Annotated in this window: 12 protein-coding genes; 11 read left to right on the plus strand and 1 reads right to left on the minus strand. The window is 60.1% G+C overall.

What is annotated here, in order from left to right:
* Positions 1-736: 736 nt before the first annotated feature.
* Positions 737-3,229 (minus strand): FAD-dependent oxidoreductase, encoded by a 2,493-nt coding sequence (locus QWJ34_RS15555; RefSeq protein ID WP_302729163.1) that lies wholly within the window; start codon positions 3,227-3,229, stop codon positions 737-739.
* A gap of 155 nt (positions 3,230-3,384) precedes the next feature.
* Here QWJ34_RS15555 and QWJ34_RS15560 point away from each other — a divergent pair, with 155 nt between their 5' ends.
* From QWJ34_RS15560 to QWJ34_RS15610, 11 genes are all read left to right on the plus strand, one after another.
* Positions 3,385-4,335: a helix-turn-helix domain-containing protein gene (locus QWJ34_RS15560; RefSeq protein ID WP_302729165.1), complete on the plus strand. Its 951-nt coding sequence runs from the start codon at positions 3,385-3,387 to the stop codon at positions 4,333-4,335.
* A 489-nt stretch (positions 4,336-4,824) separates the two neighbouring features.
* The gene (locus tag QWJ34_RS15565; RefSeq protein WP_302729166.1) at positions 4,825-6,723 is read left to right on the plus strand and encodes a cache domain-containing sensor histidine kinase; all 1,899 of its coding nucleotides are present in this window, start codon (positions 4,825-4,827) and stop codon (positions 6,721-6,723) included.
* On the plus strand, positions 6,695-7,666 hold the full coding sequence (locus QWJ34_RS15570; RefSeq protein WP_302729168.1) for a response regulator: 972 nt from the start codon (positions 6,695-6,697) through the stop codon (positions 7,664-7,666). Before QWJ34_RS15565 ends, QWJ34_RS15570 begins: the two co-directional genes overlap by 29 nt.
* Positions 7,667-7,903: 237 nt before the next feature.
* Entirely contained in the window at positions 7,904-9,232 is a 1,329-nt protein-coding gene (locus QWJ34_RS15575) for an ABC transporter substrate-binding protein (protein WP_302729170.1), read from the plus strand.
* Between the two features lie 16 nt (positions 9,233-9,248).
* Positions 9,249-10,130: a carbohydrate ABC transporter permease gene (locus QWJ34_RS15580; RefSeq protein ID WP_302729172.1), complete on the plus strand. Its 882-nt coding sequence runs from the start codon at positions 9,249-9,251 to the stop codon at positions 10,128-10,130.
* A gap of 132 nt (positions 10,131-10,262) precedes the next feature.
* A complete protein-coding gene (locus QWJ34_RS15585) occupies positions 10,263-11,048 on the plus strand; it encodes a carbohydrate ABC transporter permease (RefSeq protein ID WP_302729284.1) in 786 nt (261 codons plus the stop codon).
* Between the two features lie 348 nt (positions 11,049-11,396).
* Positions 11,397-12,338, plus strand: a complete 942-nt coding sequence (locus QWJ34_RS15590) for an AraC family transcriptional regulator (RefSeq protein ID WP_302729173.1) — start codon at positions 11,397-11,399, stop codon at positions 12,336-12,338.
* Positions 12,339-12,513: 175 nt separating this feature from the next.
* Positions 12,514-12,957 carry a DUF6376 family protein gene (locus QWJ34_RS15595; protein ID WP_302729175.1) on the plus strand — a complete coding sequence of 148 codons (444 nt, stop codon included), beginning with the start codon at positions 12,514-12,516 and terminating at the stop codon, positions 12,955-12,957.
* 4 nt (positions 12,958-12,961) lie between these two features.
* Positions 12,962-13,663, plus strand: a complete 702-nt coding sequence (locus QWJ34_RS15600; RefSeq protein WP_302729176.1) for a hypothetical protein — start codon at positions 12,962-12,964, stop codon at positions 13,661-13,663.
* Between the two features lie 73 nt (positions 13,664-13,736).
* Positions 13,737-14,462, plus strand: a complete 726-nt coding sequence (locus tag QWJ34_RS15605) for a type 1 glutamine amidotransferase (RefSeq protein WP_302729178.1) — start codon at positions 13,737-13,739, stop codon at positions 14,460-14,462.
* A 323-nt stretch (positions 14,463-14,785) separates the two neighbouring features.
* Positions 14,786-16,075, plus strand: coding sequence for an MFS transporter (locus QWJ34_RS15610; RefSeq protein WP_302729180.1), 1,290 nt, complete (start codon positions 14,786-14,788; stop codon positions 16,073-16,075).
* Positions 16,076-16,183: the final 108 nt, after the last annotated feature.

Below are 16,183 nucleotides of genomic sequence, written 5' to 3' on the forward strand. Positions count from 1 at the left end.
CCGAAGCCGCAAACGGCGGTAGAAAAGGCGAATCGGCGGTGTAAGAAGCAGATCGTCGACGGAAAAGGCGGATCGACGGTGTAAGAGGTAGACCGGCGGTGTAAGAGGGAAGTCGACGGCGGAAGAAGCAGACTGACGGCGGAAGAGAGAGGCCAACGGCGGAAGAGGAAAGCCGTGTTCTGTTTGGGCGGAATCGAATAGATCGAGGCGTAGACGTGTGTGCTGTGCGGCTGGCGCAGTTGGCACGCTTGGTACGTTTGGAGCGCTTGGATCGATTGGATCGATTGGATCGATTGGATGGAACTCGATAACTGCACAGATACAACTATTTCGCGGCTTCAGCCGTTTATGCTCCGAATAACGCCGCTGGTACAACTATTTTGCGAAAAAAAGCGGGATCGGGTGTGAAAACGAGTTATTAGTTGTATACACGCATCTATTTGCTCGAAAAAGAGGGATTCATCGGAAATAAGTGTATGTGCGCCGTTATTTGCGGATTTGGTTAAAGGGGATCTTCAATGCCAAACCAGGCTGTTCCGAAAAGTCGTCCGAAACGACTTGGAACAGCCTGGTTGGCGTGACTTTATTCGGTGGACGGGTAAAGGGGAGTGGCGCCGGGGAGCCGGAGAATGAAAATCGCAAGACGCAAGACGCAAGACGCAAGACGCAAGACGCAAGACGCAAGACGCAAAGCGAAAAATGCAAAGCGAGCAGCGAAGCCGGATATTGGCCGGGCTCAGCCGCGCGCCGCTTCGGGGTCGTCGGCGTAAACGCGGATCTCGATCAGCTCCGCGTACGGGCTGCCGTTGGTGTCTTCGACGACCAGGCGCAGGCTGCGCAGACATACCGGCTCCGCCAGCTTGTGCACGACGCGCCGGCGGCGGTTGCCGCGCCCGGAAGCGATCGTCGTCCAGCGGCCGTCCGCTCCGGCCGCTTCGAGCCGGTAATCGCGAACCAGTTCGGGGATCACGTCGAACTCCGTCCGGTGATGATGCAGATTGACGAGGTCTTCGTTCACGTCGTCGTTGAAAGTCAGATGGACTTCGCCGACCGTTTGCCCGGCGTCCCAGGTCAGGCGCAGCCAGGGTTCGGACGTTTCGATGGCGATGGCCGGCGAAGCGTCGGCGTTGGGCAGTTTGGCCAAAGAATCGACTTCGTTTGCCGCTGCGTGCGAAGTGCGGGTGCCGGGCGGCTCCGTGGATGTGTCAGCTTCGCCGGCCGCTGCGCGCGGAGTGGCGGTGCCGGACACTCCGGCGGAAGGAATGGCTTCGCCGGCCGCTGCGTGCGGGGCGGCGCTGCCGGAATGTCCGGCAAAAGCGCGGCCGGAGTTCCACAGCCGCGGCCCGGCGAACGGCCGGTGGTAGCCGTTGACCGCCTGCGCGGGATTGTAGGCGTCGGTTTCCGACTCCAGCCGGAAGCAGAACGGACGGCGCGCGAGGCCGCGTATCTGCCATTCGACGACCGGCTGGTTCGCGAGCCGGTCTTCCAGGTCCGAAGGCACGGCGGCTTCGGCGCCGCGTTCGAACGCCAGTACGCCGCTCAGCGGCTCGGCGGAATGGTACAGCTTGACCGCGGCGTTGGCGCGGACGATCAGGAACGCGTTCTGCGGCGCGTCCGGCCGCCAGTTCAGATCGAAGCGCACCCAGCGCGCTTCGCCGCCGCTTTCCACGCGGGCCTTCGCCGAGTCCCGCAGCGTATGCGGGACGTAGTTCTCGCCGCGGCCGGTATCCCACAGCTCGGCCGTTACCTCGGCGTCTTCGTCCGCCGAGAGCAGCAGGGATACGCCGGACACGCCGGGGTCCGCCGGAAACAGCAGCGCCGCGTCGCGCGCAAGCCCGCGCGCCTCGCCCGGCTGCTCCAGCGCGAGGCGCCGGAGCGACCCGGACGCGTCGACCGCGGCTTCGCGCGCCAGGTCGAGACCGTCGTCGCTGCGCAGCCCGACGACCGAAGCCCCGCGCCGGAGCAGCGTCCGGCGCAGCAGGTCCGTGTGCCGCGCGTACAGTTCGCGCGGCGTCACGCCCAGGGCCGAGCACAGCGCGGCCCCGGTGCCCGCGGCCTCCCCGATGGCCGCGCAGGTCGCCATCACGCGCGTCGTGCCGAACGCGACGTGCGAAGCGCTGATGTTGCGGCCCGCCATCAGCATATTGTCCACGTTCGCCGAATACAGCGAACGGAACGGGACGTGGTAAACGCCGTCCATGTGGTAGTGCTTCGAGCCGCTTTCCGTGGCGTACATCCCCTGCGGCGGATGCAGGTCGATCGACCAGCCGCCGAAAGCCGCGTCGTCTTCAAAGCGCCGCTGCGCGACGATATCGTTCTGGTTCAGCACGTAATCGCCGACGAAGCGGCGGTATTCCCGCTTGCCGGGCAGCGAGCCGACCCATTCCAGCGTCAGGTTGTCCGCGTCGAACTGCCCGGAATTTTTGATATAATCCCAGATGCCGTAGATGACCGACGCCAGCTCGTCGCGGATACGTTCGTTGTCGTGCACCGTGTCGCGTTCGCCGCCCCATTCGATCCACCAGTAATGGCAGCCGGAATCGCCGCTGCGAATCACCCGGCGCAGCGGAATCGACGTCTGCGCGATATCTTTGGCGAAGAACGGCGGCTCGAACTTGACCGGCCGGCCCGCGTCCTTCGTATAGAACAGCATCGTGCTGCCCAGCGTAATATCGTCGGCGATCTCCGGCGCCCATTCTTCGTTGTACGTATCCCGCGCTTCGCGTCCAAGCATATAGCGCGCCCCGGCCAGGAAGCCGAGCAGCCCGTCGCCGGTACAATCCAGGAAGACTTCGCTTTCGAACCGGATACGCCGCTCCGATCCCATCATCCAGCCGGTCGCCGAGCGGATGCGCCGGGAATCTTCCGGTCCGTCGGCTTCGACCTCGTGCACGTCCGTATTGAGGAACAGTGCGATGTCGGATTCCGCTTTGACCGCTTCCAGTACGACCAGGTCCCACAGATACGGATTGCCTTCCGGATTGCGGTATTGGTTCTCGACGAACAGTTCGCCCATAATGCCCGTTTCCCGCGCATAGCGGTTCAGTCCGTGCGCCGTCGCCCCGCATACCCATACCCGCACTTCGCTGCTGGAATTGCCGCCGAGCACCGGCCGGTTCTGCACCAGCGCCACGCTCCGTCCCAGCCGCGCCGCGGCGATTGCCGCGCATACGCCGGCCAGCCCTCCGCCGACCACCGTGATATCGCTTCGCACCGTTTCGTTTCGCATGTTCGCACGCTCCCCGTGTAATGGATTGAAAAGTCTGATTTCGCCTATATATCTTTGGTTTCATCTTAAGATCCGAAACTTTCTTTTCCCATGCACGATTGCGTCGAATAGCATATACTTTATTTCAATAGAAGCAACGAAAGGAGCGACAGGCGATGAAATGGAACGGACATATTTACTGGAAGCGCAAAGCCCGGTTCGACCTGGCGGAAGACCTTTATCCGGCGTGGACGCTGTTCGCGGTCGAAGAAGGATCGTTTCGCTTCGAGATTGTGCAGGAGCCCGGGGATCGGGAGAGTCGGCCGGAGCGTTTGTCTTCTTCGCGTGTGTACGCTCCGCGAAGCCTGTCCGACGTACCAGGCCCGTCGAATCCGTCGATCCGGCCCAACCCGACGATCTCAGCCAACTCGTCAAACACGCCGGTTCTGCCCGACGCGTCAAACTTTTCGGTCCAACCGCTTGAGACTGCCGGCGAAGCGGGGTTCGGCGCGGCGGTGCTGTGCCCGCCCGGCGGCATTCTGCGGCGCGAGACGGTCGCGCCGCTGACTTTTCACTATCTCCAGTTCGAGCGGGGCAATACGGACGGGCTTCTGCCGCCGGGCGGCGGGCTGCTGACGTTCGAAGACACGCGGCGGCTGAGTTCGGACTACGCGTATCTGCGGCAGGCGGCCGACGACGATTCGCCGGCCGCGGCTGCCTGGAAAGCGCATTTGACGCTGGACCTGCTGCGTCTGCACGCGGCGGAGCGCATGCGCGGAAGCGGGGATTCCGCGCGCTTTACCGAAGACGCGCTGATGGCGCGCGCCGCCGAAGAGATCGAAGTGCGCTTCGATTCGCCGCTCCAGCTTGAAAGTCTGGCGCGCGAGCTCGGGCTCAGCCCGGTGCAGTTCACCCGGCGCTTCCGGGCGGCGTTCGGCGAGACGCCTTCGCGCTTTCTCAGGTCGGTCCGGCTGAGCCGGGCGCGGCGGCTGCTGGACGAGACCGAGCTGACGCTGGCGGCGATCGCCGAACGCTGCGGGTACGAGAACGGCTTCTACCTGAGCCGGGTCTTCGCTGCCGAAACGGGCGTCAGCCCATCGGCTTACCGCCGCCGCCGCCGCGTATAATCCTTCGGTTTACCGCTATCGGCGCATGGAGTCGGCGGCCTTTGGCTGCGTCAGCCCATCGGCTTACCGCCGCCGCCGCCGCGTATAATCCTTCGGTTTACCGCTATCGGCGCATGGAGTCGGCGGCCTTTGGCTGCGTCAGCCCATCGGCTTACCGCCGCCGCCGCCGCGTATAATCCTTCGGTTTACCGCTATCGGCGCATGGAGTCGGCGGCCTTTGGCTGCGTCAGTCCATCGTCTTACCGCCGTCGACGCATAGGGCCGGCGCCCTTCCGCTCTTTTACCGCTGCCTATCCTGACGGCAGCGCACGTCCTTTCTCTTTTTCCGATAGAACAAATCTACGCATCTGCCGCGGCTTTCCGTAACCGGACTCTTTTCCAATATCACAAATCCATGCAATTGTAAGCGTTTCGCCGCCGGGCGGCCGATCTTCATGTTGACGATGATATAATGAAAGCAATTTCTATCCGGGAAGGAGCGGGAAGCCGATGCGCAGATGGAGCAAGCCTGTTCGATTCTTCGGTCCGTTTCGCAAGTCCCTCGTCCCGCAGCGGCTGAAGTACCGGCTGTTCGCCGCGTTCGTGCTGCTGATCCTGGTGCCGTTTGCGCTGCTGAACGCGTACAACTACCGCCAGATCGAACGTTTGGTCGAGGAGAAGATCAGCCGGCAGAGCCGCGAGCAGCTGGTCCAGCTCAACCGGACGCTGGAGGACCAGATGAGCATCGCGTACAAAACGCTTATTTTTCTCGAGCAGGATTCTTCGGTGCGCGGCGCGATGCAGCAGCCGGAGAACCGCAGCATGCTCGATAACCAGGACCTGATCGAAGAAAAATTCAAGTCGCTCGGCAACAGCTTTTTTCTGTACAATCCGTACGTTTATTTCACGCTGCTGGATTTCCACGGCCATATGTATACGTCGTATCCGCCGAGAAAGCAGCTGCAGTACGCGCCCTACCGCGAACGATTTCAGCGCCAGCTCGATGCCAAGCCGGGAAACGCGGAAGAGAAATCGCCTTCCGGGCCGGACCGATTGTATTACCGCTGGGACCCGCGCGACGAGAACAATATCCTGCGCGAAGTGTCGTCGAGTCCGTACCTGCTGTCGCTGTATGCCTATATGCGCGCGCCCGAAGGCGAGCCTTACGGGATGGCGCGCATCGGGATCGACTACTCGTCGTGGTTCCGCTCCGCGCTCAAGGAAACGCCGGGCGGCCAGGATTATTTTCTGATGACCGGCACGGGGGAGATCCTGGCACGGTCGGCGGAAGAGATCGGACTGGACGATTCGGTGATCCGGCGGATACGCGGCGGCGCGGAGCGCTCGTATGTGACCGACCGGGAATCCGGGATGCTGGTCAACTACGTGTATATCGAATCGCTGGACTGGTATATGGTGAGCCGGATTCCGCTGGATGTGCTGTTCGCGGAAATTTCGGAACTCAAAAGCCGGTATTTTATCACTTTTTACGCGCTGACGGCGGCGTTTGTCCTGTTTGCTTTCATGATCTCGTCCGCGTTTACCCGTCCGTTGTCGCTGCTGCAAAGCCGGATGAAAGAAGCCGCCAGCAAAAATCTGCGCGTGCGCATCTCCGAAGAGCGCAGCCGGGGCGAAGTGCTGGAACTGACGCGCACGTTCAATACGATGCTGGACGATACGCACGAGCTGATCCGCAGGCTCAAAGCCGAAGAACGCCAGAAAGAAGCGGTGCGCGTGCATATGCTGCTGGCGCAGATGAATCCGCATTTTCTGCTGAACACGCTCAATACGATGAAATGGAGTTCGATCCGCAGCGGCAGCGACGATATCACGGAGATGTGCGTATCGCTCGGCAAGCTGCTTGAAGCCAGCCTCGATTCCGAGGTGGAACTGATCTATCTCAAAGACGAGATCGAGCTGGTACAGGCGTATCTGCATATCCAGCGCATGCGCTACCGCGATGCGTTCTCGGTTACCTGCCTGTTCGACGAAGAATTGGAATACGCGCTCGTGCCCAAGCTGAGCCTGCAGCCGCTGGTGGAGAACGCGATCCGGCACGGCGTTTCGCATCTGGCACAGCGGGGCGAAATCTCGATCGTCGTCCGCCGGGAAAAGGAACTGCTGGTGCTCGAAGTGGAAGACAACGGCATCGGGATGGACGAATCGAAGCGGTTGAAGCGATCCGGCGAACGGCAGGGCATCGGACTGTCGAACCTCAAAGAGCGGCTGAAGCTGCTGTTTCGCGGAGAAGGCGGGCTGGAAACGACGGATCTTGCGCCCGGCACGCGGGTGAGTTTCCGGATTCCGTTCCTGCTCTCGACGCCTTACCGCCCCGCCGCTGAACCGGAACGGCCGATCGCAAAAGAAGGAGGACGAGAAGATGTGGACCGTGCTGCTGGTGGAGGATGAAGTCTTCGTGCGCGAATCGGTGCGCGAGATTATTTCGTGGGAAGAGCTGGGCTTTCGCGTGATCGGCGAATCCGGCAACGGCGAAGAAGCGCTGGAGCTGATCCGGCGCGACCGTCCCGATCTGGTGCTGTCGGATATCGTGATGCCCGGACTCGACGGGCTGGAGCTGCTGAAGACGGCGCGCGCCGAAGGCGTGAGAAGCAAGTTTGTGATGCTGACCTGCATGGGCGAATTCGAGTATGTGCGTCAGGCGATGGAATACGGCGCGTCCAACTATATCCTGAAGCTGTCGATGAGCGTCAACTCGCTGCGCGACACGCTGCGCAAAGTCGGCGCGGAGCTGTCCGCCGAACGGGCCGCCGAATCCGGCGAAGCGCGCGGGAACGGCGCTGCGGCCGGACCGGAAGGCCGGGCCGCGGGCTCCGCCGATATTTCGCAGGCGCCGGAACCGGCCGCTTGCGGTTCAGGCGCTCCGGACGCGTCTTCCCGGGGGCTGTCCGGCGCTGCGGCGGCTCTCGAAGCGCCCGTCGGCCCGCGGGAGCCCGAAGACGCTTTTCGCCTCCAGCGCGAGGACGAGATCGCGCACCCGGAAGTGCGCCGCATCGTCGAATATATCCATGCGAATTACGAAACGGATATCACCGTCAAATCGATGTCCCGTTACGTGATGATGGGCGAGAACTACGTCAGCGCGCTGTTCAAGAAAAAGACCGGCCGCACCCTGATCCATTACCTGCACGGCGTGCGCATAGCCCGGGCGTCGGACTATTTGCGGCAAACGGCTTTGCCCGTGCACGAGATCGGACAGCGGGTGGGCTTCGCCAACGACAACTATTTTATCAAGATCTTCAAGCGTTTGACCGGTCTTACGCCCAGCCAGTATCGCGGCCGCGAGCAGGAAGGCGCCCGGCGCGAAGCTTCCGCGGCCGAGCGCCGTTCGTAGCGCTTCGGCCGCGCCCGATCGGCAGCGCTTCGCCGCGCCGGGCTTCGCCCTGTGGCCTTGATCCCGCGGCGATAGAAGAAATCGATGCTGCACGGTGCTTCGATCCGGCGGGCGCCCGGTGCAAACTGCACAGATTCCTTCGGTCCGAAACATGGATTTGTGGCTAAAAACGTAAGCGCTTCCCTGATACATTGAAAAGGAAAGCTGCACCACTTCGAATTCAGGGAGGTCGCGAATATGAGGAAACAAACATCAAGATGGAGCGCCGCGGCGGCGGGCGTGCTGCTGGTTTCGCTGCTGGGGGGCTGCGTCGGGATGAACGCGGGTTCGCAGTCCGCCGCAACGGGAAGCGATTCGGACGCGAAAGACGGAACGGTCAAGCTGACGATGTGGGGCGGCGTGCCGCCGGAGAACGGCCCGCAGGAAGTCGTGGACGACTGGAACGCGGAGCACCCGGACATCCAGGTGGAATACGTGCGCTACGTCAACGACGACGACGGCAATCTGAAGCTGGATACGGCGCTGTCCACCGGACAGAACGTGGATCTGTTCGTCAATTACGCCATGTCCAATCTGGACAAGCGGACCAAGTCCGGCGTGGCGCTGGATATGGCCGAATTTACCGACTACGATATCGACAAGACGATGGGCGAGGAAGCGGCTTCGTGGAAGATCGACGGGAAATACTACGGCCTGCCGACGACGCGCAACGCGACGTTCTTCGCTCTCAACGCCGACGCGCTGGATAAAGCCGGTCTGCCGGTGCCGCAGGAGTGGACCTGGGAAGAAGCGCGTCAATACGCAAGCAAGCTCAAGCAGTCCGGTTTCCAGTACGGTCTGGTGCAGCATACGGCGACGTTCTCCGATCCGTTGGATTCGGCGATGGTCGCGGACGGCTATACGAAGCAGGACGGAAGTTCGAATATGGACGATCCCCTGGTCGCGACCTGGCTGGAAACGCTGAACGCGATGATGACCGAAGACGCGTCCACGCCGCCGCTCGGCGAGCAGTTGACGTCGAAGATGCCGGTGGAGAATCTGTTCCTCGGCGGCGACGCGGCCATGCTGAATATCGGCGGCTGGCTGCTGCGCAGCTCGAACAACCAGACCGATTTCCCGCGCGACTTCAAGATCGCGTTCGCGCCGGTTCCCCGCCTGATGGAGAACGAAGCGGATTATTCCACCAGCGGCGGCGTAGGCGACCTGATCTCGATCAACGCCAAGTCGGCGCATAAAGATGAAGCCTGGCAGTTCCTCAAATGGTACGCCGACGGAGGCATGCTGCCTATGGCGCCGGGCGGCCGCATTCCGGCGTCGAACGCGGCCGACCGCGACGAAGCGATCAAACGGATGCTCGACGGGCAGGATGAGACGTACGACAAAGAATCGCTGGAATACGTGCTGTTCGGCAACGATACGCCGACATTCACCCGCGAATTGTCGCAGGAGATGGTCGATATGCGAGCGCAGGAATACGAGAAGTATTTCCTGGGCGACCAGACCTTAGAGCAAACGATGCAGAAGATGGTCAAGCTGCACAACGCCTGGCTGGCTAAGAACAAGTAGCGGAGGAGTGAGAAGCATGGGCAAATCTTGGCTGAAACGGCAAAGCCTGCTCGGATACGCGTTTATCGGGCCGAATATGCTGGGGGTGCTGCTGTTTTTTATCCTGCCGGCCATCTATTCGTTCTACCTGATGTTCACCGACTATACGTTTATGAATCCGGAGATTCACTTCGTCGGCTTCGCCAATATTCAGCGGATGCTGGGAGACGAACTGTTCTACACGGCGCTGCGCAATACGGTCGTGTTCCTGCTGTCGGTGCCGGTGTCGATCCTGTTGGCCTTTCTCGTGGCGGTGGCGCTGAACAAATCGGTTTATTGGAAAAAAACGCTGCGCGCCCTGTACTTCATGCCCTATATCACCAGCGGCGTCGCCGTCGCGTTCGTCTGGATGCTGCTGTTCCAGCCGACGTCGGGGCCGATCAACGGATTCCTGCGCTCGATCGGCATCGCGCATCCGCCGGGCTGGCTGTCCACCACCGACAGCTCCATGTTCGCGATCGATATCATCTGGATCTGGTTTATGCTCGGCTACAATATGATTATTTACCTGGCCGCCCTTCAGGAAGTGCCCGAGGAGCTGCTGGAAGCGGCGAAGATCGACGGCGCGCGTCCCTGGCAGACCCTGCGGCGGATCGTATGGCCGCTGGTCAGCCCGACCACGTTCCTGCTGCTGATCACCGGCCTGATTATGTCGATCAAGACGTTCGGCATCATCCAGGCGGTCACGCAGGGCGGGCCGGGCAGCAGCACGACCGTACTGTCGCTGTTTATTTACCAGAACGCGTTCCGCTACTACGAGATGGGCTATGCGTCGGCGATCTCCTGGGCGCTGTTCGTGATTATCCTGGCCTTTACGGCGCTGCAATGGATCGGCCAGAAACGCTGGGTCCACTATTGAGAGGAGGCTGCGGCTATGGATCATGTCAAAGAAGAACGCGCCGGAAGCGCGGGCCAGGCAGCCGCGGCGTCGCGCCGGCGGCTGCGGAAATTCGAAGCGATCGCGCCGGGCCGCGCCCTGCTGACGCTCGTCATGGCCGGCTTCGCGCTGCTGATGGTCGTGCCTTTTATCTGGATGGTCGGCACTTCGTTCAAATCGCCCGCCGAAGTATTCGTCTACCCGGTCAAATGGATTCCGTCCAGCCTGAACTGGGAGCACCATCTGCGCGTTTGGACCGGCCCGGACGGCTTCGCGACGTATTACGCCAATTCGCTGAAAATTTCGCTGATCAGCACGGCGGGCGCGGTGTTTCTGTCGTCGCTGGCCGCTTACGGATTCGCCCGGATTAGGTTTAAAGGCCGCGAGCCGCTGTTCCTGCTGTACTTGTCCATGATGATGGTGCCGCCGCAGGTGCTGTTCGTGCCCAAATTCATCATGTTCGACGCGATCGGCATCTATAACACGCATCTGGCGCTGATCCTGCCCGGCATGTTCACCATCTTCGGCGTGTTCATGATGCGGCAGTTCTTCCTCGGCGTGCCGGGCGAGATCACGGAAGCGGCGTTTATCGACGGAGCTGGGCATTTTCGCATCTTCTTCCGCCTGATGCTGCCGCTGGCCAAGCCGGCGCTGGCGACGCTCGCGATCATCGACTTCTCCTGGCACTGGAACGATTACGAGAATGCGCTGGTGTTCCTGCTCGACCGCAATCTGTTCACCGTGCCGCTCGGTTTGCAGAACTTCATCCTCGAAAATACGGTCGACTACAACGGTATGATGGCCGCCGCCACCGCCGGCATCGTGCCCATGCTGCTCGTGTTCCTGATCGGCCAGCGCTACATCATCCAGGGCGTGGCGGGCAGCGCGGTCAAAGGGTAAACGAAAATGCGCGTGACAAGAAAAACGCCGGATTTTTCCGGCGTTAGGTGGCCGAGAAAATCCTATTCGCAAAATCAGGTCAAGAGCTGCGAGAGAAATTCGTTCCGGTCGCGTGTTGAAATCAAGAAAAAGGATTAAATTGAAGTGGAATTTTCTCGATTTCAAAGGCGAACGCTATCGCTCCTTCACTGAATTTCTCTCTCCGCTCTTTCCCTTTTCTCAAAATCAGACTTTCTCGACAGTCTGACGCCGGATCTTTCCGGCGTTTTTTTGTGCGCTGTTTTTTGGTAGGATGAAGAAAAGAATGGGACCGGAAGCTGTCTGGGCAGGAAAGAGAGAAGATGCGGCATGGATAACAAAGAAAAGAGGATAGAAGCCGGCGGCGATTCGCCGCGCATCGCGGGCGGAATCGAAACGATCGACCGCGTGCTGGACGAAGTGGAGCGGCGCCTGGCGGATAAAGTGACGCTCGACGAACTGGCGCGGCACGTGCACCTGTCGAAGTTCTATTTGCATCGCCTGATGCGGGCCGCGACGGGACTTCCGCTGATGGAGTATATCCGCGCCCGCAAGCTGTCCGCCAGCGCGCACCATCTGCTCGGCGGCCGATCGGATGCCACGGTGCTGGATACGGCGCTGTCCTACGGCTTCGAGCACGAACAATCGTATATCCGCTCGTTCAAGCGCCAGTTCGGCGTGACTCCGGCGCAGTTCCGCAGAGGCGCGGCCGCGATTCCGCTGGTCGAGAAATACGATACGGCCGGGCTGCACGAGATTCGAAGCGGCGTCGTGTTCGAGCCGACTTTTGTGATGAAACCGCGCAGCTTCTACGCCGGACGCCAGGCCAAGATCGTGGTGCGGGAAAATATGCAGCAGTATACCGCGAACGCGCACGGGGTTTCTTTTTACTACAGCGAGTACGGGAAGATTCCGAACAACCTGCGGCCGAGCGTGTATATCGGGCTGACGCTGTACCGGGACGAATACGGATACGACGCGACGGATTATCTGACTTCGGCCGAGGTGTCGTCTTTGGAAGGGCTGGAGTCGGAGTGGGATACCGCCGAGCTGCCGCCGGGCAAGTACGCGGTGTTCAAATACATCGGCGGCTTTCACCCGGAGAACCTGACGATCGACCACCTGAACGAGATCTGGGGTTATATGGACCAATGGATCGAGCGCTCGCCGTACGAGCAGGCGCACGGTCATCATTTCGAATATATCGACGGCACGCTGGCGCGCGAAGATTACTGCGAAGCGGATTTGTATCTGCCGATCCGGGACGTATAAGAAGGCGCGGCCGCTCGGCTTTTTCGGGCAGCGTCGTTTCTCATCGATTTCTAATGCTGCAAAGCGAAACCTCCGGGCGCCGGGCGCAGTATGTAACGGAAAAAAGACGCCGGCGTTCCGGACTTCCCTCTCTTGAGGGAGCTGTGGGTGCCGCGGCTGGAGGAGAGTGCAAACGATGAAAAAGATGATTCTGGCTTTAACGTTATTCGGAGCTCCGCTTGCGGGCTGTTCGGCGGTGGAAGAAGCCGGGCGCACGGTCAATTATACGAGCGAAGCGGTTTCTTACATTAATGAAGCTTCGCAGTGGGCGCAGGACCTGCCGCAGCTGGCGCAGGACGCGGCGAACGATCCGCAGGCGGCGGAGAAGCTGAACGCGGAATTGGAAAACGTGCAGAGCCGCATCGGCGAATTCGGTCAGGTCGAAGCGCCGGCTTTTGCGCAGGACCTGCACGAGCGCCTCAGCGGTTACAACGCCTCGCTGAACACGGAGATCGACCGGCTCCGGCAGCGCGCCGAAGCGGGCGAGTTCACGCCGGAAGTGCTGGAGAATTCTCAAGTGATGCAGACGATCGGGGAGATTCAGGGGCTGCTGGAGCAGTTCAGACAGTTGGGAGAATGAGGCAATGGAGCAGAGCCATTCATTGATTTTCTGGGCAAAGCCGAAGCGGGAGAGTTTTGACGAAGCGGCAGAGCGGGCCTATGAATTGATGGAAGTGTTGATGGAGTACGGAGAGACTTTTTATCCTAAATACCAGTTGAACGAAAAGTACGACAAACAGCCTTTTCAATGGGAATTGAGCACTTTTAAAAAGGCTCTGCGTCAAGGGATCAACCGTGAAGGTGAGATTGAATTTTTGGATTTGGGTTATTCGATTAATTTTATTTCCTCTTGGGAACAGCAGGATCGGGTATCCATACAAATGACCGTCGGCATACAAAAACCTATATTCAACAATACCTTTATTATAGGTTTGCCGTCTGGTTTGTCACTCGGCAGCGAACCGGATAAAGAGCGGGTCGAGTCTGTGTTCAAACGGTGCATTGAAGTTTTTCGGCCTGAATGGGCGGCTGTTGTCAATGACTGGAACAAGAGGCGTAAAGATCAAGGAAGCCGAAATTTATCGAAGCGTATGCACTGGATGAATTACTGGAGTTCGGAGCGTGTACAAGAGATCGGAGAGAAACGAGTGCGGGAAGCGCCGATTTTTAATGTGGAACAGCTGCATGAGGGGTGCCTTTTAAAGCTGCAGGAGAATCCGATTGACGATGAGCGTATAGAGGATCTGGAAAGACAGCTAGCGGCTAAAAAATATTTCGAAGGGTAGAATTTGCACAGCCCTTGCCCATGTCAGCTTCAAATCTTTATAATGAGCAGAAAAAAAGAAAGGGCGATTGCGCATGAACGTCATTCTGCTCAAACATTTCGATTTCGACGATCCGGCTGTCTTCACGGACTGGGCCGAAAAAGAAGGTCATCGCCTGACGATTCTGAATCCGACGCAGGAAACGCCGGATGCGGCGCTGCTGGGCCACACCGATCTGCTTATAGTCGGCGGTTCGCCCGCGGGCGCTTATGAGGACGAAAAGTATCCCTGGCTGGCGCCGGAAAAAGCTTTCGTCCGCGAGGCGATCGATCGCGGCGTCAAAGTGTTCGGAATCTGCTTCGGCGCGCAGATGCTGGCGGAGCTGCTCGGCGGGCGGGTGTATCCGCACTCGCGCAAAGAGATCGGCTGGCACGAGATCGCGCGCAGCGCCGAGCGCCATCCGGCGCTGGCGAGTCTGCCGGAGAACTTCCGGTCGCTCCAATGGCACGGCGATACGTTCGATCTTCCGCCGGGCGCGGTACGGCTTGCAAGCTCGGAGCACTGCGTCAACCAGGCTTACGCCTGCGGCGACCGTATCCTCGCGGTGCAGTTCCATCTGGAAACGTCGCAATCCTGCCTGCGCACCATGCTGGATACCTGGAGCGGCGATCTGCTGCCGGCGGCGGTCAGTCCGTCGATTCAGAGCGGCGAAGAGATTGTCCGCGAGTTCTCGCGCATCGAGGAATCGTTCGCGCTGCTGCACGGCATCCTGAACGATTTTGCCGCGATAAACCTCGAAAAGGAAGCCGATTCGGCTTAGGGCAAGTTTTAGAGTGCGTTTAAAGATAGGCCCCGAGGCAGAGGCTCATTCGGAAGTTTTTGGAAAACGGAAAATTTATTGCGGAATTTTCTTGAAAAACTCTGTACCGCGCAGTAATTTTCGGTATAATCTTTTCAGGAGCGGCGGCCGGGTCGGCGATGACGAACCGGCCGCTCTTTACGATGAAAAAAGGGCAAACGTCCATTTTGGATATAAACCGTTTTCGGTCTTTCCTTGAAAGCTTCGAATGCGGCGCTCGACCAAGCCGAACGATTCGTTTCCGAAATAACGGAAGCGTCGATTGAAGGAGGACTGACAAGCGCTTGAAAAAGCTGGTCTGGATGGGGAGTTTGTTCTATCTCCTGATGGGATTTATCAAAGTTACCGTGGCGTCGATTCTGACCGTGCTGCTGCCGATGTACGACCGGATGTATACCGATGCCGGAACGCTGATCTTTATCGAGTTCGGCGCGTCGATCGTCGGGATGCTGATCCAGCCGTGGCTGGCGAATAATATGTCGAAAAAGAAAATGCTCCACATCGGCGCCTGGGGCGTCGCCGCTTCGTATCTGCTGATCGCGTTCCTGCCGCCGTGGTCGGTGCTGCTGGTCGGAATCGCGGTCGCCGGCTTCCTCGGCGGGATTATCGAATCCGTCATTGCGGCCGTGATTCTGGAAGGACTCCAGTCCAACGCGGCGATCGCCATGAGCCGGCTGGAGATCGCGTTCGGCGTCGGCTCGCTGATGCTGCCGCTGGCGATCGGGGTGCTGATCCATTCGGGATTGTGGAACTACGCGCTGTTCGGCATCGCCGGTTACTGCGTGCTGCTGTCGGCGTTCGTGCGTTTTACCCGCTTCAACGAAGCCGAAGCGCTGTTCCTGCCGGCGCACCAAGCCGAAGTGCCGAGCGCCGTTCCGGCGGGCGCGGCTTCGTCCGGTCCGGTCGGCGCGGTCGTTGCCGCCGCCGCGACCCATCATCCGTCGGCGCGCAATAAGCGCATTCGGCGCGCTCCGGGCGCGTGGATGCTGCCGGCCTTTATCCTGCTGTTCTTCCTGTACGGCGCGACCGATATCGGACTCGTGAACTACCTGCCGTCGCTGATGCTGGAGACCGGCATGGCCGATGCCGGCACCGCCCCGATCAGCGTCACCGTGTTCTGGGCCGCGATGATCGCCGGCCGGATGTTCGCGGGTTACGAAGCCGAAAGAATCGGCTACCGCAAATACCTGTTTATTCATTGGATCGGTATGATCGCGCTGCTGGCGCTGTTCGCCGTCAACCGCAGCGCCGCCGTCGGCTACGTGCTGATCGTCCTGCTCGGCTTGACCCTGTCAGGCCTGTACGTGGTCACGCTCGTCTATTCCAAAACGCTGATGCCGCGCAATATCGCGCGCAACACCAGCATCCTGATGGCCGGCTGCGCCATCGGCGGCGGGTTGTTCTCCGTCACCGCCGGCCGTATGCTCGACACCCTGCCGCCGTCTTATGTCCAGTGGATGATGGCCGGAATTGCCGTTCTGAGCTTGCTGACGTATATCGCATACGCCAAAGAACGCCATGCCGCCCATACCCAAACCCTGCGCGAACCCGCATCATCTCAGGCCCAGGCTTGACGAAAAGCCGGGCGGTCTCCTTCGCCAGATAAACCGCTGCTTTTACGGCGGTTTGTTTAGCGGGTAAGTCCAGCCTGAGAAAAGGCGGAAAAGCAGAGGGGGAAATTC

The organism is Saccharibacillus sp. CPCC 101409, assembly GCF_030518235.1.
Classification (GTDB): domain Bacteria; phylum Bacillota; class Bacilli; order Paenibacillales; family Paenibacillaceae; genus Saccharibacillus.